The organism is Bacillus cereus group sp. MG9 (assembly GCF_040459995.1).
Classification (GTDB): domain Bacteria; phylum Bacillota; class Bacilli; order Bacillales; family Bacillaceae_G; genus Bacillus_A; species Bacillus_A mycoides.
In genome coordinates this window covers 3,787,808-3,805,300 of the sequence record NZ_JARVHC010000001.1, presented here as the reverse complement: position 1 = coordinate 3,805,300, position 17,493 = coordinate 3,787,808, and the positions used below count along the sequence as shown (strand labels likewise).

The window sequence follows — 17,493 nt, the reverse complement described above, 5'->3', positions numbered from 1 at the left end:
ATTCAAGCGTGAAACTTATTCATTTAACTCATCCACATGAACAAAATAAAATAGAATTACCACCTACTGTAATGGCATTAGGATATTTTGATGGCATTCATTTAGGACATCAACGTGTGATTCGAACAGCGAAAAAAATAGCGGATGAAAGAGGATGTAAAAGTGCTGTCATGACGTTCCATCCACACCCATCTGTTGTATTAGGAAAAAAAGAAGCGCATGTGGAGTATATTACACCGATGCGCCTTAAAGAAGAAATCATCGCAAGTTTAGGAATTGATATCTTATATGTGGTGAAATTCGATGAGCCATTTGCTGGATTATTACCACAGCAGTTTGTCGATGAGTATATTATTGGTTTAAATGTAAAGCATGTAGTAGCAGGCTTTGATTATTCATATGGACGTTTAGGAAAAGGGAAGATGGAGACTTTACCATTTCATGCAAGAGGGGAGTTTACACAGACCGTGATCGAAAAAGTTGAATATCAAGAAGAAAAAGTAAGTTCTACTTCATTACGAAAGTTAATTCGAAACGGTGAAATGGAACAAATTCCATCTATTTTAGGGAGAGCTTACACGGTAGAAGGAACAGTTGTACACGGTGATAAGCGTGGACGTCAAATTGGTTTCCCAACTGCAAATGTAGGTTTAAGTGATGAATATTTGTTGCCACCTGTAGGTGTATATGCGGTAAGGTTGAAGGTTCATGATGAATGGCATGATGGTGTATGTAATATCGGATATAAACCAACTTTCAAAGAGAATGAGCGTCAATTATCTATTGAAGTGCATCTATTTGAATTTAATAAAGACATATACGATCAAAGTGTTACAGTGGAATGGCACATGCGTATAAGAGAAGAAAAAAAGTTTAATGGAATTGATGAGTTAGTTGCGCAAATCGCTCAAGATAAAAAGGTTGCCCAAGAATATTTTGCGAGCGTAAAGAATATACTTGCTTTTTCAAATGAAAAGTAGTATTCTATGTTATGTACTTTATGACAACCATTACTTGGCATTGCGACTCACCGATGCTTGCTAGGTAACTGGGGGTTTAATTATTAGGAGGTGAAATAGGATGGCTTTAACACAAGAGCGTAAAAATGAAATCATTGCACAATTTAGAACTCATGAGACTGATACTGGTTCTCCAGAGGTTCAAATTGCTGTCCTAACGGAGCAAATTAACACTCTAAACGAGCACTTACGTACTCACAAGAAGGATCATCATTCACGTCGTGGTCTATTAAAGATGGTTGGTAAACGTCGTAACTTACTTACTTACCTTCGTAATAGCGATATCACACGTTACCGTGAATTAATCACAAAGCTTGGCTTACGTCGATAGTCAAAGAAGCGGGAATATTCCCGCTTTTTTGTTAGGTAAAAATATATCTTCTACTCTTTATAGCTTACTTAATTTTCGGCAATACTAGAGGAAAGAATATTGTGATATACTACCCATTTACATAGAAGAATTGAATATTTTAAATTGAGAGGGGTACTTAAATGAGTCAGGAAAAGCAAGTCTTCTCGATAGATTTAGCTGGTCGTCAGCTAACAATTGAAACAAGTCAGCTTGCAAAACAAGCAAACGGAGCAGTATTAGTAAGATATGGCGACACAGCAGTTCTATCTACAGCAACTGCATCAAAAGAGCCAAAAAATGTAGATTTCTTCCCGCTTACAGTAAACTATGAAGAGCGTTTATATGCAGTTGGAAAAATCCCAGGCGGTTTTATTAAGCGCGAAGGCCGTCCAAGTGAAAAAGCAATTTTAGCAAGTCGTTTAATTGACCGTCCAATCCGTCCACTTTTCGCAGATGGTTTCCGTAATGAAGTACAAGTTGTCAGCATCGTAATGAGTGTTGATCAAGATTGTTCTTCTGAGATGGCAGCTATGCTTGGTTCTTCATTAGCATTATCTATTTCAGATATTCCATTTGAAGGTCCAATCGCAGGTGCGACAGTTGGTCGTATTAATGGCGAGTTCGTTATTAATCCAACAGTAGAACAGCAAGAACAAAGTGATATGCACCTTGTTGTAGCTGGTACGAAAGATGCAATTAACATGGTTGAAGCAGGAGCGGATCAAGTACCTGAAGAAACAATGTTAGAAGCAATTATGTTTGGACACGATGAAATTAAACGTCTAATTGCATTCCAAGAAGAGATTGTACAAGCTGTCGGTAAAGAGAAAACAGCAGTGAAACTTTATGAAGTGGATGCTGATTTGAACCAAGCTGTACGTGAAATGGCTGAGACAGATATGCATTCTGCAATTCAAGTGCACGAAAAACATGCACGTGAAGATGCAATTAGCGTAGTGAAAAAGCGTGTAATTGAGCATTACGAAGCTGAGGAAGCTGATGCTGATACATTAGGACAAGTAAGTGAGATTTTATATAAAATTGTAAAAGAAGAAGTACGTCGTCTTATTACAGTTGAAAAAATCCGCCCAGATGGTCGTAAAGGTGACGAAATTCGTCCTTTAGCATCAGAGGTTGGCATTTTATCTCGTACACATGGTTCTGGTCTATTCACACGTGGACAAACGCAAGCATTAAGTATTTGTACATTAGGTGCATTAGGCGATGTGCAAATTTTAGATGGTCTAGGTGTAGAAGAGTCAAAACGCTTTATGCACCATTATAATTTCCCTTCATTTAGTGTTGGTGAAACAAGACCAATGCGTGGACCAGGTCGTCGTGAAATTGGTCACGGAGCACTAGGAGAACGTGCTCTTGAACCTGTACTTCCATCTGAAAAGGATTTCCCATATACAGTTCGTCTTGTATCTGAAGTATTAGAGTCAAATGGTTCTACTTCACAAGCGAGTATTTGCGGTAGTACATTAGCGATGATGGATGCGGGTGTACCACTTAAAGCACCAGTTGCTGGTATTGCAATGGGTCTAGTGAAATCTGGTGAGCATTACACAATTTTAACAGATATTCAAGGAATGGAAGACCATTTAGGTGATATGGACTTTAAAGTAGCAGGTACTGCAAAAGGTGTAACTGCACTACAAATGGACATTAAAATCGATGGTTTATCTCGTGAGATTTTAGAAGAAGCATTACAACAAGCGAAAGTTGGTCGTATGCACATTCTAAATCACATGTTATCTGTTATCGCTGAACCTCGCATTGAGTTATCTGCGTATGCTCCGAAGATTATTACAATGGCAATTAACCCAGATAAAATTCGTGATGTTATTGGACCAAGTGGTAAACAGATCAATAAAATCATTGAAGAAACTGGCGTTAAAATTGACATCGAGCAAGATGGTACAGTATTCATTTCATCAATTAATCAAGAGATGAATGAAAAAGCGAAGAAAATTATCGAAGATATCGTTCGCGAAGTACAAGTAGGCGAAATCTACTTAGGAAAAGTTAAACGCGTTGAAAAATTCGGTGCGTTCGTTGAATTATTTAGCGGTAAAGATGGACTTGTTCACATTTCTGAACTTGCACTTGAGCGTGTAGGTAAGGTAGAAGACGTTGTGAAAATCGGTGATGAGATTTCAGTTAAAGTTATCGAGATTGACAAACAAGGTCGTGTAAACTTATCTAGAAAAGTATTGCTAAAAGAAGAGCAAGAAAAAGAAGCAGCTAAAGAAGAAGCAGCTAAAGAAGAAAACGCACAAGAGCAACAATAAGTGAAAGCCAGTTTAGCTGGCTTTTTTTGTTATGTAAAAAATGTGATTTATTTAGATTTTTATGTGAGTATAGGTATAGTTTTCATCATAACGCTCAAATTAACAAAGATAAGAAGAAAATGGTTTCTTTTTTATAGTTAATGGGAGGGTTTATATGAAAGCTCGTATATTAGCGTACATATTTATATTTTCTTTATATATGGGTTGTGGCTCTTATTCCGTTTTTGCGCAGGATAACTTGCATGAAGAGATTCAAAAGCATGTAAAACAGTACGAGATTATGCCGCAAAATGCGATGATTGATAAGATTTGGAAGGCGACGCCTGGGTATAATGGAAAACAAGTGGATATAGAAGCGTCCTATAATAATATGAAGAAAATCAAGAAGTTTGATCAAAAACAACTTGAATTTAAGGAAGTATCACCGAGTGTTCACTTAGAAGATTTACCACCAGCTCCCATTTATCGAGGACATCCAAATAAAAAGATGGTGGGATTAACAATTAATGTGGCCTGGGGTAATGAGTATTTGCCACGTATATTAGAGATATTGAAAAAACATGATGTGAAGGCGACTTTCTTTTTAGAAGGACGCTGGGTGAAAGAAAACTTACGATTTGCCAAAATGATTGTCGATGCAAATCAAGAAGTAGGAAATCATTCTTACACACACCCTAATATGAAAACGCTGTCTACAGATGAAATACGAGATCAATTACAAAAAACGAATCGAATGATAGAAGCAGCTACAAATCAGAAAGTGAGATGGTTTGCTCCGCCAAGTGGAAGCTTTCGGGATGAGGTAGTAAAAATAGCGGATGATTTCCAAATGGGGACGATTATGTGGACTGTAGATACAATTGATTGGAAGCGGCCAGAACCGGGTGTGCTATTGCAGAGAGTAATGCGAAAAATACATCCAGGTGCTATCGTGCTAATGCATCCTACTTCATCTACAACAGAAGCGCTAGATACTATGATTAAAAATTTAAAGGAACAAGGATATAAAGTGGGGAATATTACAGAATTACTAGATGAAAAACGTGTGGATTAAATACATTTGCATGACATTCATCTCTAAACTTGTTATCATTAAATAATAGCAATTATTTAGAGAAACTGGCATTAGGAGGAAAGTTTTTGATTAAAAAATATACGTGTAAAAATGGTGTAAGAATTGTTATGGAGAATATACCAACTGTACGCTCGGTTGCGATTGGTATATGGATCCACGCAGGTTCAAGAAATGAAAATGAAAAAAATAATGGGGTTTCGCACTTTTTGGAACATATGTTCTTTAAAGGGACAGAAACGCGAAGTGCAAGAGAGATTGCAGAATCATTTGATAGCATTGGTGGACAAGTAAATGCTTTTACTTCAAAAGAATATACATGTTACTATGCGAAAGTGCTAGATGAGCATGCTAAATATGCATTAGATGTTTTAGCAGATATGTTCTTTAATTCAACATTTGATGAGGAAGAACTGAAAAAAGAGAAGAATGTTGTATGTGAAGAAATAAAAATGTACGAAGATGCGCCAGATGATATTGTGCATGATATGTTAACGAAAGCAACATATGAAACGCATCCGCTTGGATATCCTATTTTAGGAACAGAAGAAACGCTTGAAACATTTACAGGTGATACGTTACGTCAATATATGAAAGATCATTACACACCTGAAAATGTTGTTGTATCAATTGCAGGGAATATTGATGAAGCATTTTTACAAACTGTAGAGCAATATTTCGGTAGTTACGAAGGGACAACAAACCGTGAACAAGTACATAGCCCAATTTTCCATTTCAATAAAGTAGCACGTAAGAAGGAAACAGAACAAGCTCATTTATGTTTAGGATATAAAGGCTTGCAAATGGGACACGAAGATATTTATAACTTAATTGTATTAAATAATGTTTTAGGCGGTAGTATGAGTAGCCGTTTATTCCAAGAAGTACGTGAGCAACGCGGGTTAGCGTACTCAGTATTCTCTTATCACTCTTCTTATGAAGATACAGGAATGTTAACACTTTACGGTGGAACAGGTAGTAAACAATTAGATACACTGTATGAAACAATGCAAGAAACGTTAAATACGTTGAAAAATACAGGTATTACAGAAAAAGAGCTTGTTAACAGTAAAGAACAATTAAAAGGAAACTTAATGTTAAGTTTAGAAAGTACGAATAGTCGTATGAGCCGTAATGGTAAAAACGAATTGCTTCTTCGTAAACATCGTTCTCTTGATGAGATTATTGAAAGTGTAAACACTGTAACAAAGCAAAATGTAGACGAGTTAATTCGCAATATGTTTACCGATGAATTCTCTGCGGCACTTATTAGTCCAGATGGAAAACTGCCAAAAGGAATGAAACTTTAATCGATCTTGTAATTCATTCGCTTTCGGAAATAACCGTATCTCTTTTATATGAGATACGGTTATTTTTTTTATATATGCAGAATAGGTACTTATTATAGGATAACCTTCATAAAAAGTAGGATAGGGGGAGATTTAATGCGTTTAAGTGAATTAAGTGGCAAAGAGATTGTGGATTTAGAAAGAGCAGAAAAAATGGGAGTTTTAGGTCATGCAGATTTAGAAATTGATGAGAGAGATGGAAAAATACAAGCGCTTATTATACCTGCTGGGAAATGGGGAGGTTTTAAAAGAGAACAGCAAGAAGTGAGAGTAGAATGGAGAAAAATAAAGAAGGTTGGAAATGATATGATACTTTGCGATCTTACGAACCATTCAAGATCATAGTGAAAGATGACCATTTTGGTTGTCTTTTTTTTATCTTTATATAAAGAAGATAAATCACGTGTGCTTTTTGTTTTTCAATCACCTCAAACTCGTACATTACATATGATGTGGAGGAAAAAGAAAAAGTAGGCATTTTTCTTATAAATGAAAGAAAAAGAAGGTGAATTAGGGAATGTTGACTGAGATGCATATTGCTGTCATAGGAGGAGATGCACGGCAGCTAGAAGTAATTCGCAAGTTAGTCGAACTGGACGCGAAACTTTCATTAATAGGGTTTGAACAGTTAGATCATGGCTTCACAGGGGCAGCAAAGGAAAGTATACAAGATTTAAATTTCACTTCTTTAGATGCAATTATTTTGCCGGTTGCAGGGACGAATGCCAGAGGAGAAGTAGATACTATTTTTTCAAATGAGAAAGTTTCCATAACGAAAGAACAAATTGAAAAGACGCCAGAAAACTTCACTATATATTCAGGTATTGGTACACCTTACTTGGAAAATCTCGTAGCTACTACAAATCGCAAACTTGTAAAATTATTTGATCGTGATGATGTTGCAATCTATAACTCTATTCCGACCGTAGAAGGTACACTAATGATGGTTATTCAACATACTGATTACACAATTCATGGATCGAATGTAATGGTTTTAGGATTTGGTAGAACTGGTATGAGTGTTGCAAGAGCCTTTCAATCATTAGGAGCACATGTCAAAGTTGGAGCGAGACGTTCGGAACATATTGCTCGTATTACAGAAATGATGTTTTCTCCTTTTCATATGCAAGACATAGAGAAAGAAGTAGGTAATATCGATATTGTTATTAATACAATTCCGCATCTTGTTGTGACAGCGAATGTTCTTTCAAAAATGCCAGCTCATACGCTAGTTATTGATTTAGCTTCTAAGCCAGGTGGCACGGACTTTCGCTATGCGGAGAAGCGTGGAGTGAAGGCACTATTAGCACCTGGTCTTCCTGGGATTGTTGCACCGAAAACAGCAGGACAAATATTAGCGAATGTTCTTTCTCAGTTATTAATAGCAGATGCAATCGCAAAGGAGGATGATGAGAAATGAGTTTGAAGGGAAAACGAATTGGTTTCGGATTTACAGGGTCACATTGTACGTATGAAGAAGTTATGCCACATTTAGAGAAGTTAATTGCAGAAGGTGCAGAAGTACGTCCCGTTGTTTCTTATACTGTCCAATCAACAAATACTAGATTTGGCGAAGGGGAAGAATGGATTAAAAAGATCGAAGAAATAACCGGTTTTAAGGCAATTAATTCAATCGTTGGCGCAGAGCCACTAGGACCGAAAATTCCACTAGATTGCATGGTGATTGCACCACTAACAGGGAATTCGATGAGTAAATTTGCAAATGCAATGACAGACTCTCCAGTATTAATGGCAGCAAAAGCGACGCTTAGAAATGGGAAGCCTGTCGTATTGGCTGTTTCGACGAATGATGCTTTAGGGCTTAATGGAGTAAATCTAATTACACCAACAAGGTGACGACAAAGCATAAACGCTTATATGTCGCCATCTTGAGGGAGCTTAGGGTAAAGCACAAGTTCGAAATCATCAAGTCTTTGCCACTTTTCTTTTTTATAAACAGCCTTTTCTAAAACCGACTTTAGGAGGCTGTTTTTCTTTTTGGGATCATCTGTTTTAAAGTACAAATCAAGAACATGCTCTACTTGAGGAATTGTATCTTTCTTCACTTTTTCCTTCTTAATTTCTGTTTTAATTTCTTTCTTTAAGTTTTCCATCGTGGAAGTAATTTCAGTAATACGATCAGAAACTACATTCGAGCGTTCTAAAAACATATCGACTGTGTAAACGCCACGTTCTAATAAATCATGTAAATTATTTTTCTGTTTTTGGACATCCGCTAATTCTTTCCCAAGCTTTCTTAATGCAGCTTCATTCATTTGAATAACTTGTGTTTCTTTTAACTTGTCATCTTGCTTATGCTTTTCAAAATCAGCTTTATAATTGATGTACCATTCTTTTAAAGCCTCGAGTAAACGCTTCTCAATTAATTCAGTATAGCTTGATTTGTTTTCACAGCCACGGTGTTTACAATCCATCGTTTCTTTTCGGTTCTTCGGATAACGTTGGACCATACTGTAACCACATTTAGCGCATTTAATAATACCAGCCAATGGATTCTTTATCCCGTTTGTATTGTAAGGAACGTGATATCTTGAGTTTAATTTTTCTTGTACTTGCTCAAACAAGCTTTCAGGTATGATTGGCTCATGTTTGCCATCAGCAATAATCCAATCTGATTTATCTTGGCGTGCACAACTTCTTTTTACAGCATCAGGTCGTTTTACTTCTTTTCGCTTTTGCCATGTTACTTTTCCGATGTACACATTGTTCTTTAATATATCCAAGATGCTATAAGGGTTCCATTCATTACCTAACTTACTTTTGTAGCCAAGTTCATGTAACTTGTTTCTGATTGCGCTAGCGCCCATATCCTCGTTTGTATACCAATCAAATATCATTCTTACGACAGAAGCTTCTTCTGAATTAATCGTTAACGTACGCTCTCGCTTATTTAAACGGTGGATATCATAACCATAAGGCGCATGGGTACCGAGGTAATTACCAGCCTCCACGCTTGCTATACGGCCGCGTTGCATACGACGTGTAATGATCTTTAATTCTTTACGTGCCATAAATGCTTCAAATTCGCTGTATTCTTCGTCCCACTCATCATTAAGGTCATAAGTCTTCCTAGGTGTCATAATCTTCGTATTCGAGCGTTTAAAGGTCTCTAAAATGATTCCTTGCTCTTTCATACCGCCACGACCTAAACGGTCCATATCCATACAAAGAACAACATCATATTTGTTATCTTCAATTTCTTCAAGTAGTGCTAACATCTCGGGCCGTTTTACTAAGCTCTCACCAGAAACGATTTCCTCACGAACAGCTAAAACATTTAAGTTCATTTCCTTGGCAATTTTCAGCAGGGTAGAGCGGTGTTTTGCTAAAGTTTCGCCTTCACCACGTGCTTCGGCTTCGAGATCGGCACGGGATTTACGTAGGTAGATTGCAGTTTTCATAGCGGAGAACCTCCTTTGTATTATTTATTATATAAAAAACGATACGAATAAATATATATTTTTTGAACTCAAAATAAAACGTACGTTCGTTTTTCGTGTAAAAATAAAAGGCGTGAGGATATCAGCCTTTTATTTTGGAGTATATTAGTGATATTGGATAAGGCTAGATTTTTTTAGGGGAATATTATTGTACAGTAACAAATTTCTTAAAGAATGCCTTACGTTTTGCCTTATCATACACGTATGGATCGTTAAACTTTTTGACCCAAGATTTGTCTTCAACTTTTAAATCTTCAATTTTAAAGCCTAAGTATGTATTTAAAGATTTTCTATCTAAGTTGATACTGTATGTTTTTCCTTCAAATGGAACAGTCATTTTTACAGCATTTAAATCTGGAAATTGTCTTAGTAATCTTGCAGGTTCACTTACAAGCATTTTTTCAATAGCATCTCCAGTTGAAAAATACTGTTTATATTGTTCTTCTGTGACGTTACTATCTGGTTTTGTTGATTTATAAGATGAAAATGAATCATGGAATGTAATTTCTGCTTCTTTTGCATTCAATTTCATATCTTTAATAAAAGCATTGCCCTTAATGTTTTGAGCATAAGCAACAAAAGCATCTTCACTGATTTCTACCTGTTTTGGTTGATCTTGTTGCGTTGTTTCTTTTTTCTTTGTTTCAGTATCTTTATTGTTTGCAGTTGTTTTTACATTTTCAGTAGAAGTTGCTTCCTTCTTTTCCTGTGGCTTGTGAGTTGAAACGGCTATAATAAGAAAAATGATAGCTAAAATAAAGGCAATACCAGTGAATTTGAAAAACTTTTTGGCATTTTGTTTTTTTCTAATAAGAAAAACAAATGATGTGACTAGTAAAACTAATGCAGCTAAAACTGTTAATAAGCATAATGTTGAAAATAGAGCGTTCATTTTTAGTTCTCCTAATCTTAATTTATGTATCTAATTATTTTAATGTATTAAATGATTTTAAGCGAGCAAAATTTCCTGGAATTCCATAAATTTCTGCTACTTCTCGAATTGAGAGGGTAGTATTTTGATGTTCAGAAATCATTTCATCAGATAGTAGGAGTTCGACTGCAAATGTATTTGCTTCAATTTCTAATCGATCTACAGAAAATAGAGTTTTATTTCTTAAAAATGGAGTATTTGCTTTGGGGTGTAATAGAGCATGCCCTAATTCATGAGCACAGACAAAGCGTTGAGTATTTTCGTCAATTTTATTATTAATATGAATGAATTTAAAACGTTTATATGTGTTGTAAAAACCAAGAGTATTCCCAAGGTCTTCAAACAACACTATAATATTTTTTCGTCTAGCAATTTCAAATGGATTTGTTGTTTCATGCTTTTCTACGATTTTGAGTGCGTATTCTTTAATGTTCATTTCGCGCTCCATTCAATCTTTTTTGTACTTGTTTGGAGTGAATTTTTGTTTTGCTAATTGCTTTGCCATGCGCATAGAGTTTTCAAGAGAAATACGAATCATTTCTTTTGTATGTTCATCAATGGGTTCTCCATCAAACATTAATGCTTCTTCACTATTTTCTAATTCTTCTAATGTTTTTTCTAAATCACGTGCAATATCGCGTTCTTCGTTTTTCGAAAGCTTGTTAGACCTACCCAATAATTGATCTGTAGATATTTCATATAAATCAGCTAATTTTCCTAATGTTGTTGTATCAGGGTCACGATAGTCGCGTTCATAATTTGAAAGGACAGTATTTGTAATGCCGATTTTTTCAGCGACAAACTTTTGAGACCAATTGCGTCTTTCTCTTTCTTTTTTTAATCTATAGCCTAAAGTCATAGTTTATCCTTCCATTCTTCTATTTGTCTTTTCGTTAATTATTTTAACAACATTTCACGTTATGTGAAACTTTATTCACTGAAAGTTAATTTTTATCATTAACTTTCACTTTACGTGGAATTACTATTGATATATAAGGTTCACTTTACGTGGAATGAGGTGGTGTTAAAATGGAGATTAATCAAAGGATACGAGAATTAAGAATTTCTAAAGGCATTTCACAAGTGTTTATGGCTAAAGAACTTAGTGTTTCTGTATCAGCTTATAACATGAAAGAAGCAGGGAAACGTTCGTTTAAAGTACAAGAATTAAAGTTTGTGGCAAAAGCATTAAATGAACATCCATCAATTTTTTTTGAGTAATAATTACACGTAAAGTGGAACGGGTGATAAAACTTGTATAAAAGTAGGTGAGAAAATGCCGTCAACTAACATGGCAGTACCATCAGATCCGTCGCATAAACATATAAAAAGCACTTCAAGAGGTGACACCATGAGCCAACAAGAAGAATATGCGGCGACCTATGAATTTGGGAAAACGAAAGTCCATGTTGTGGCTCCTGAGCCAAAATCACAAAAGGATATTGATAAAATCCGTCAAGCATATTACAAGGCTGGTTGGGCCATCATCAAAGAAATACAAGTAAAAGAAAATATTGAGGATTAGTTCCTCTCTTTTTACATGAATAATAGACAAGTTACATATGTACTAAATTCATTGTAACCATTTGAAAACTAAATATGGAGGCGAACAGATATGGGAACAAGCATATACTGCAATTCAGCAATAGGGGAATTATTACAGAATGCTAGAGAATGTTGTGATAATGTTCAGCTGAAAACGAAGAAAGGGTTATCTAAGTACCTTGGTATTACACATGAAAGATTAACCCGTATTGAATCTGGACTTTCTAAACCAGAATTTGAGCTTGCGATGGATTGGTGCCATGCAACAGGAGCAAGGTTGAATCAACAAGCAATTAAGCATATTTATGGTGTTGGGTTACCGCCTACAGATCCACGTTTAACTCAAGATGTGAATTTACAATTGATGAACTACATTAAACAAGCTGAAGAGGGGATTATAGCAGCGAAGGAAATCATGAACTTACAAGTTGCAACAAGGTCATGGAAGCTTGATGAAAAAAAGAGACATGAATACGCAGTTCATGCAAAGGAAATCTTCGATACAATTCAAGCTACTCAATGTGTAGTACAAGCTCTTGAACAAGTTCATTTTGGCATTATGGAACAAATACAAAGAAGCTGGTTGCAAAAGGCTATGTCAGAGAACGTTATTATTCAATCGGTGGATAGCTTAATGACTTTAACAAAAATGCTGTAAAGGAGGAAGAAAAATGACAGTAGATTATAAGAAACCAAGTTTAAGAGAATATAAGGAATTAATTCGTTATGATGCAAAACTAACTGGTGAAATTAAAATAGCAGAATTACTTGATGAGGATTCAAAATCAGTTGCGTTAAAGCAAGAGAAGAAGTTAGTGGAGATTCGAATCAAAATTATCGAAGCATCATTCATTTTGAAACATAAATGGGCAAAAGAAAAAGCTACCGCCTAGACAACAGTAGCTCTGAAAAATATCGTAAAGCAATTATAACATTATATAAATCATTTGGACAAGCCACTGTGCTTGTCGTTATGACCAGAAAGGGGATTGTTCCTCCCCCATACTCCTACAATGTTCCTTTCTGGTTGTAACGATGCGTACAGCATTAATGAAAAAGAAACGGGGTGAATTAATTGGAGTATCATGTTCCGGAAGTAAGTAAACAAAGATTTGTACATATCTCGATTGCAAATTATGAAATTAAAAACCAAACATCTTTTGATATTAGGGATTCGAAAGAAAAAGGAGAGAGTCATTTAACACTGGGTTTAGTGTTTGAAAGCAATGACTACTCTCCAGATAAATTCACACAGTTTTTGAGTGCATTTAATAAATTCATAGATGAATTTAATACAAAAAGTTAATCACTACCTCGTTACTTTAATCCAAACTTCTGTTTTAAATAACTAGTCGCTAATGAGGACATTATGGAAATTGATGCGCTTGATAATGATCCTACAGCCTTTTTTGTTTTTGACCATATTTCATTGTCACGAATAGTATCTAAAAATTGATGACCATCCCAAGATATAGAAGAAATTGATAAATGAATCAATTCATCACTAGCATACTTATAGTTTCCATTTAAATAGTTAGCTTCCAGCAATTTTAAAAAACTATAGTAGGTGTCATCGAATCCGTGTTTTGAAACGGTATTTAGATTATTGAAATGTGGTAATAGAAAATGTTCATTGATAGTAAGTTTTTCTTCTAATTCAAGAAGAAGATCTCTTACACAATCATGATTTAGTTTCATTGGTTAAACCTCCTTTTAAGGAAGATTATACCGAAATAATAGATTCTTGGATATTTTATGAAACTTAATAAGAACAGCATTGAGTTAATTAGAAAGGAGGTGTAATTCATGAACGATAAAAACAATCGTCTTCATGATCTAGTTCTTCCTGGAGACTTTTCATTCGCTAATAAACTTCATAACTGTATGGTTGGATGCATTCATAACATGTTTAATGCAGAATCAATTGAAGAATCAAATCGCTGGGAAGAAGAACTGGAGCGATGTATGAAAGAATTTAAAATGCTTCGTGATACAAAAGAAGAACATGAGGCTTCGATGAGTTATCGTGTAGTGATTAAAGATTTAAGAGCAAGAGGAGTTAAGGCCTCATTAGTAAGACGTAGAAAATAAAAAATCTATCACTTAGCAGAGTGATAGATAAATGGTTTTGCAAAAGATCTTAGGATTAATTATATCAAATTAGTATTCGTATAACAACGGGGTGTGTTGCATGCTTTTAGACAAGTCATTACATAGAGTGTTGCTGAATCCTAAAGTGTTTCAACGAGCAACATCAACGCAACACCTAATTTACTTAGTAAACCAATGTCTCAAAACAGGATACAAGAATTATCGCTTATTACGTGTAGAGGACGGATTCGCGATATGTAAACGGGAGGATGAATAATATGGCAGTTTATAGACCAGTCCACGTTTCATTTTGGCAGGATTCATTTGTTTTAGATCTTACACCGGAGGAGAAGTATTTCTACTTATATTTAATGACAAACAGTAAGACGTCTCAATCAGGAATCTATGAGCTTCCACTTCGAATCATTGAAACTGATACAGGATATAACCGTGAAACTGTTATGAAGCTATTAGAACGTTTTGCTGAGTACGGAAAAATTAATTACAACCAAAAAACAAAAGAGTTGTTCTTAATAAACTGGTTAAAGTTTAATCCAATTAAAAATATAAACATTGAAAAGTGTGTTTTAAAAGAGATTCAATCTGTGAAGGACCAGGATTTTTTAACTGATTTTTATGAAACATGTTTGCAATTAGAGCGAGAGCAAGGTTTTAAAATCCCTCGTATTAAGGAGTATTTATCAGTCCGTTTGGAGGGGCTTATAAGGGGCTTCGAAGCCCCTAGCAAGGAAGAAGAAAAAGAAAAAGAACAACAACAAGAAAAACGCGTAAGCGCGGAAGAAGTTGTTGAGGTTAATCCGATTTCTTTTTACGAACAAAACTTTGGACTGATTACACCTTTTATTGCAGATGGTATTCATGCATGGATAGATGATTTAAATGCAGAGCTTGTTGTAAAAGCTATGGAAATCGCTTTAGAGAAAAATACAAGAAACATGAATTACGTAAATACGATTTTAAGAGATTGGCATCTTAAGGGATTGAAAACCGTAGCGGACGTTGAAACAGCTGACAAAGCATTTCGTAATCAACGAGTAGCAAAAGGGCAACAAAATATTCAGGCTCCTTATCAACAAAAAGGCTTATCAGAATCTACTAAAAACGTAATACAGCAGCAACAATCATGGGAGAAAAACATTCCAACGGATGAAGAACTTGCAGCACTTAATCAACAAAATGGGTGGATGGTTCAATGAGTAACGATATGATTCGTAACGCAGAAGCCGAACAAAGTGTTTTAGGTAGCATTATCCAAGAAGGCGATCTAATTAAAGATTGCCAGCTAAAGGTAAAACAGTTTTCTTTACCAACACATCAAGTGATTTTTAAAGCGATGAGAGAGTTAGAGGATGCTGAGATTCCAATAGATCTTGTCGCTCTCATGGGGAAATTCGATGAAAGCTTTATGAATCAAATTGGCGGAATTGAATTCTTTGTAAATCTGACAGAAGTTGTTACCACAACAAAAAACTTCTCGTATCACGAGGGTTTAGTGATTGAGGCGTGGAAGATGCGACATGCTCAAGAGGTTGCTGGCAACTTATATAATCGTCTTCAGCATGAAAGAGATATAAGTGCTATTAGTACATCGATTGATGAATTAAGTGCCATTGAGGAAACGGGTTATTCAGATGAATTTAATCTAAAGGAAACCCTAGTTGATCTGTATAAGAATATGCAAATTGATGTAGGTGATTTAACCGGTATACCAACTGGTTATGACGACTTAAACAGAATGACAGCAGGGTTACAAGAAGGAGATTTAATTATTATCGGTGCCCGTCCTTCGATGGGGAAAACAGCATTTGTATTAAACGTCGCTTTTCATGCAGCAAGTGCTCATACAGCAACGGGAATCTTTTCACTAGAGATGGGAGAAGAGCAGTTACTTAAACGTATGATTTCAAGTACCGGAAATATAGATGCTACGAAATTAAAGAATCCTAAAAAGCTATGTAATTTAAAGGATTGGGAAAAAATTAGCCAGGCAATGGGATTAATAAATGATTTACCGCTAGAAATATACGATAAAGCAAATGTGACTATGCAAGAAATTTATGCGAAGACGAGAAAGTTAAAGCGGAAATATCCAGATAAAAAGGTATTTATAGCAATTGATTACCTACAGCTTATTGTAGGTGATCCGAAGCATAGAGGAAACCGCATGCAAGAGATTGGTGAGATTAGTCGTAAGCTAAAACTTATGGCAAGAGAGCTAAATGTATGTGTGGTTGCATTATCACAATTAAGTCGTGCTGTTGAGAGCAGACAGGATAAACGCCCGTTACTATCAGATTTACGTGAGAATGGTCAAATTGAGCAAGATGCGGACTTGATTGCATTCTTATATCGTGAAGATTATTACGACCGTGAAACAGAGAATAAAAACATAACAGAAATCATTTTAGCGAAACAGAGAAATGGCCCAGTTGGTGTAGTTGAACTAGCATTCATTAAAGAATTTAGTAAGTTTGTAAATTTAGAGCGTAAGTTCAATCATCAACAGGAGGCTTAATCATGTTGTTACGGCAAGAAGTAGAACGTAGAAAACTAGCAATTATTCGTAAATTATTGGGATTAGGATTAGCTGAAATTAACGGACAAACATTAGATCAACTAACGTTAACGCAGCTTGAAGGGATTTTAATAGCAAGTTTGCAGGTGTTGGAGGGAACAAGCGATGACAAAGCAGCTAACAATCTTTGATGTTGAACCAGTTGTGTCATTTGATCCTAAGAAAGCTCATGTTCATCGGTTAAATTCTAAACTACGTTTTGCTGACGTTGTTGTACAAATACCACGTCAAGCCAAAGCGATTGATGAATTAAAACCAACGACAGCGCCTGATGAGTGTTACGAATTATTTGAGGATTATACAATTGGGATTTGGCGTTATAAGCGAGTGGAGGATAAACAGTTTGATTGGGAAGAAGCTGAAGAGATATGTAAGCGAGCAAGGGATAGCAAAGAACCGATTCCAATACGGCTTCATCTATCCTTGGAACAATCATTTGTTCCGGAGAATGTTGTGCAGTATTTATAAGCAAATAAAAAAGCCGAGAATACTCCCGACTACTTTTGACAAAGTAATTATATCATGGGAGTGGTGAATGTGGCGATTATTAAAGAAGATATTGCAGAAATGAGAGCGGAAATTTCGCTTGTTGAAAATATGATTTATGTCGTTAAAGACGGACAAGTACATCCGATTGAGCCGCCTACAAGTGGTCATGGTGAACAGTCCTTTGTATATAAAAGTGGAAAAGTGACTCGTATGGATGAGCGGAAGACGAGATTAATTTAATACTATTTTAGAAAAAAAGATTTGAGAAATAAATAAAGTGAGATTTATAGGGAG

The 17,493-nt window shown here is 35.6% G+C and carries 23 protein-coding genes and 1 pseudogene; 19 read left to right on the top strand and 5 right to left on the bottom strand.

Annotated elements, in window-relative coordinates:
• Positions 1-8 precede the first annotated feature (8 nt).
• The 8 genes and pseudogenes from ribF to dpaB all read left to right on the top strand — a co-directional run.
• Positions 9-980: a bifunctional riboflavin kinase/FAD synthetase gene (gene ribF, locus QCI77_RS19405; protein WP_002128800.1), complete on the top strand. Its 972-nt coding sequence runs from the start codon at positions 9-11 to the stop codon at positions 978-980.
• A gap of 100 nt (positions 981-1,080) precedes the next feature.
• On the top strand, positions 1,081-1,350 hold the full coding sequence (gene rpsO / locus QCI77_RS19400) for a 30S ribosomal protein S15 (protein ID WP_001229392.1): 270 nt from the start codon (positions 1,081-1,083) through the stop codon (positions 1,348-1,350).
• 161 nt (positions 1,351-1,511) lie between these two features.
• A complete protein-coding gene (gene pnp / locus QCI77_RS19395) occupies positions 1,512-3,665 on the top strand; it encodes a polyribonucleotide nucleotidyltransferase (RefSeq protein ID WP_002033682.1) in 2,154 nt (717 codons plus the stop codon).
• 154 nt (positions 3,666-3,819) lie between these two features.
• The gene (locus QCI77_RS19390) at positions 3,820-4,719 is read left to right on the top strand and encodes a polysaccharide deacetylase family protein (protein WP_002033683.1); all 900 of its coding nucleotides are present in this window, start codon (positions 3,820-3,822) and stop codon (positions 4,717-4,719) included.
• Positions 4,720-4,805: 86 nt separating this feature from the next.
• Positions 4,806-6,047 (top strand): M16 family metallopeptidase, encoded by a 1,242-nt coding sequence (locus QCI77_RS19385; protein ID WP_002088150.1) that lies wholly within the window; start codon positions 4,806-4,808, stop codon positions 6,045-6,047.
• Positions 6,048-6,182: 135 nt separating this feature from the next.
• The gene (locus tag QCI77_RS19380; RefSeq protein WP_050000361.1) at positions 6,183-6,431 is read left to right on the top strand and encodes a YlmC/YmxH family sporulation protein; all 249 of its coding nucleotides are present in this window, start codon (positions 6,183-6,185) and stop codon (positions 6,429-6,431) included.
• Positions 6,432-6,603: 172 nt separating this feature from the next.
• Positions 6,604-7,506: a dipicolinic acid synthetase subunit A gene (gene dpaA / locus QCI77_RS19375; RefSeq protein ID WP_002088148.1), complete on the top strand. Its 903-nt coding sequence runs from the start codon at positions 6,604-6,606 to the stop codon at positions 7,504-7,506.
• Positions 7,503-7,928 (top strand): annotated as a pseudogene (dpaB, locus tag QCI77_RS19370) (dipicolinate synthase subunit B); the annotation flags it as partial. The gene dpaA and the pseudogene dpaB, both read left to right, overlap by 4 nt.
• A 32-nt stretch (positions 7,929-7,960) precedes the next feature.
• Here dpaB and QCI77_RS19365 read toward each other — a convergent pair.
• The 4 genes from QCI77_RS19365 to QCI77_RS19350 form a co-directional block, all read right to left on the bottom strand.
• A complete protein-coding gene (locus QCI77_RS19365) occupies positions 7,961-9,508 on the bottom strand; it encodes a recombinase family protein (RefSeq protein WP_353825396.1) in 1,548 nt (515 codons plus the stop codon).
• Positions 9,509-9,692: 184 nt separating this feature from the next.
• Positions 9,693-10,439 (bottom strand): hypothetical protein, encoded by a 747-nt coding sequence (locus tag QCI77_RS19360; protein WP_353825395.1) that lies wholly within the window; start codon positions 10,437-10,439, stop codon positions 9,693-9,695.
• Between the two features lie 34 nt (positions 10,440-10,473).
• Positions 10,474-10,914 (bottom strand): ImmA/IrrE family metallo-endopeptidase, encoded by a 441-nt coding sequence (locus tag QCI77_RS19355; protein ID WP_353825394.1) that lies wholly within the window; start codon positions 10,912-10,914, stop codon positions 10,474-10,476.
• Between the two features lie 12 nt (positions 10,915-10,926).
• Positions 10,927-11,337 (bottom strand): helix-turn-helix domain-containing protein, encoded by a 411-nt coding sequence (locus QCI77_RS19350; RefSeq protein WP_353825393.1) that lies wholly within the window; start codon positions 11,335-11,337, stop codon positions 10,927-10,929.
• 170 nt (positions 11,338-11,507) lie between these two features.
• Between QCI77_RS19350 and QCI77_RS19345 the strand changes: the two genes are divergently transcribed.
• The 5 genes from QCI77_RS19345 to QCI77_RS19325 all read left to right on the top strand — a co-directional run bounded on the left by QCI77_RS19345 (position 11,508) and on the right by QCI77_RS19325 (position 13,329).
• Entirely contained in the window at positions 11,508-11,699 is a 192-nt protein-coding gene (locus tag QCI77_RS19345; RefSeq protein ID WP_353825392.1) for a helix-turn-helix transcriptional regulator, read from the top strand.
• 55 nt (positions 11,700-11,754) lie between these two features.
• Complete coding sequence (locus QCI77_RS19340; RefSeq protein ID WP_353825391.1) at positions 11,755-12,003, top strand: hypothetical protein; 249 nt, start codon at positions 11,755-11,757, stop codon at positions 12,001-12,003.
• Positions 12,004-12,093: 90 nt separating this feature from the next.
• The gene (locus tag QCI77_RS19335; protein ID WP_353825390.1) at positions 12,094-12,681 is read left to right on the top strand and encodes a sporulation sigma factor-processing peptidase; all 588 of its coding nucleotides are present in this window, start codon (positions 12,094-12,096) and stop codon (positions 12,679-12,681) included.
• 13 nt (positions 12,682-12,694) lie between these two features.
• Positions 12,695-12,916, top strand: coding sequence for an RNA polymerase subunit sigma (locus tag QCI77_RS19330; RefSeq protein ID WP_353825389.1), 222 nt, complete (start codon positions 12,695-12,697; stop codon positions 12,914-12,916).
• A gap of 182 nt (positions 12,917-13,098) precedes the next feature.
• Positions 13,099-13,329 (top strand): hypothetical protein, encoded by a 231-nt coding sequence (locus QCI77_RS19325; protein WP_353825388.1) that lies wholly within the window; start codon positions 13,099-13,101, stop codon positions 13,327-13,329.
• 11 nt (positions 13,330-13,340) lie between these two features.
• Here the strand turns inward: QCI77_RS19325 and QCI77_RS19320 are convergent, their stop codons facing one another.
• Positions 13,341-13,721, bottom strand: a complete 381-nt coding sequence (locus QCI77_RS19320) for a DUF2513 domain-containing protein (RefSeq protein ID WP_000773057.1) — start codon at positions 13,719-13,721, stop codon at positions 13,341-13,343.
• 108 nt (positions 13,722-13,829) lie between these two features.
• Here QCI77_RS19320 and QCI77_RS19315 point away from each other — a divergent pair, with 108 nt between their 5' ends.
• The 6 genes from QCI77_RS19315 (at position 13,830) to QCI77_RS19290 (ending at position 17,439) form a co-directional block, all read left to right on the top strand.
• Entirely contained in the window at positions 13,830-14,114 is a 285-nt protein-coding gene (locus tag QCI77_RS19315; protein ID WP_353825387.1) for a hypothetical protein, read from the top strand.
• A 278-nt stretch (positions 14,115-14,392) separates the two neighbouring features.
• Positions 14,393-15,331 (top strand): DnaD domain-containing protein, encoded by a 939-nt coding sequence (locus tag QCI77_RS19310; RefSeq protein ID WP_353825386.1) that lies wholly within the window; start codon positions 14,393-14,395, stop codon positions 15,329-15,331.
• Positions 15,328-16,650: a replicative DNA helicase gene (gene dnaB, locus QCI77_RS19305; RefSeq protein WP_353825385.1), complete on the top strand. Its 1,323-nt coding sequence runs from the start codon at positions 15,328-15,330 to the stop codon at positions 16,648-16,650. The genes QCI77_RS19310 and dnaB overlap by 4 nt, the downstream gene beginning before the upstream one ends.
• Positions 16,651-16,652: 2 nt before the next feature.
• Positions 16,653-16,841 (top strand): hypothetical protein, encoded by a 189-nt coding sequence (locus QCI77_RS19300; protein ID WP_016512402.1) that lies wholly within the window; start codon positions 16,653-16,655, stop codon positions 16,839-16,841.
• A complete protein-coding gene (locus QCI77_RS19295) occupies positions 16,816-17,178 on the top strand; it encodes a hypothetical protein (protein ID WP_016512403.1) in 363 nt (120 codons plus the stop codon). Before QCI77_RS19300 ends, QCI77_RS19295 begins: the two co-directional genes overlap by 26 nt.
• Before the next feature lie 69 nt (positions 17,179-17,247).
• Positions 17,248-17,439 (top strand): DUF3954 domain-containing protein, encoded by a 192-nt coding sequence (locus QCI77_RS19290; RefSeq protein ID WP_016512404.1) that lies wholly within the window; start codon positions 17,248-17,250, stop codon positions 17,437-17,439.
• Positions 17,440-17,493: the final 54 nt, after the last annotated feature.

Bases quoted from the DNA above. Each gene is read 5' to 3' on its own strand.
- QCI77_RS19340 (WP_353825391.1), top strand. From the start codon at position 11,755: ATGCCGTCAACTAACATGGCAGTACCATCAGATCCGTCGCATAAACAT.
- QCI77_RS19355 (WP_353825394.1), bottom strand. From the start codon at position 10,914: ATGAACATTAAAGAATACGCACTCAAAATCGTAGAAAAGCATGAAACA.
- QCI77_RS19310 (WP_353825386.1), top strand. From the start codon at position 14,393: ATGGCAGTTTATAGACCAGTCCACGTTTCATTTTGGCAGGATTCATTT.
- QCI77_RS19380 (WP_050000361.1), top strand. From the start codon at position 6,183: ATGCGTTTAAGTGAATTAAGTGGCAAAGAGATTGTGGATTTAGAAAGA.
- QCI77_RS19335 (WP_353825390.1), top strand. From the start codon at position 12,094: ATGGGAACAAGCATATACTGCAATTCAGCAATAGGGGAATTATTACAG.
- QCI77_RS19330 (WP_353825389.1), top strand. From the start codon at position 12,695: ATGACAGTAGATTATAAGAAACCAAGTTTAAGAGAATATAAGGAATTA.
- QCI77_RS19365 (WP_353825396.1), bottom strand. From the start codon at position 9,508: ATGAAAACTGCAATCTACCTACGTAAATCCCGTGCCGATCTCGAAGCC.
- QCI77_RS19350 (WP_353825393.1), bottom strand. From the start codon at position 11,337: ATGACTTTAGGCTATAGATTAAAAAAAGAAAGAGAAAGACGCAATTGG.
- dnaB (WP_353825385.1), top strand. From the start codon at position 15,328: ATGAGTAACGATATGATTCGTAACGCAGAAGCCGAACAAAGTGTTTTA.
- QCI77_RS19320 (WP_000773057.1), bottom strand. From the start codon at position 13,721: ATGAAACTAAATCATGATTGTGTAAGAGATCTTCTTCTTGAATTAGAA.
- QCI77_RS19300 (WP_016512402.1), top strand. From the start codon at position 16,653: ATGTTGTTACGGCAAGAAGTAGAACGTAGAAAACTAGCAATTATTCGT.
- QCI77_RS19345 (WP_353825392.1), top strand. From the start codon at position 11,508: ATGGAGATTAATCAAAGGATACGAGAATTAAGAATTTCTAAAGGCATT.
- dpaA (WP_002088148.1), top strand. From the start codon at position 6,604: ATGTTGACTGAGATGCATATTGCTGTCATAGGAGGAGATGCACGGCAG.
- pnp (WP_002033682.1), top strand. From the start codon at position 1,512: ATGAGTCAGGAAAAGCAAGTCTTCTCGATAGATTTAGCTGGTCGTCAG.
- rpsO (WP_001229392.1), top strand. From the start codon at position 1,081: ATGGCTTTAACACAAGAGCGTAAAAATGAAATCATTGCACAATTTAGA.
- QCI77_RS19390 (WP_002033683.1), top strand. From the start codon at position 3,820: ATGAAAGCTCGTATATTAGCGTACATATTTATATTTTCTTTATATATG.
- QCI77_RS19295 (WP_016512403.1), top strand. From the start codon at position 16,816: ATGACAAAGCAGCTAACAATCTTTGATGTTGAACCAGTTGTGTCATTT.
- QCI77_RS19315 (WP_353825387.1), top strand. From the start codon at position 13,830: ATGAACGATAAAAACAATCGTCTTCATGATCTAGTTCTTCCTGGAGAC.
- QCI77_RS19360 (WP_353825395.1), bottom strand. From the start codon at position 10,439: ATGAACGCTCTATTTTCAACATTATGCTTATTAACAGTTTTAGCTGCA.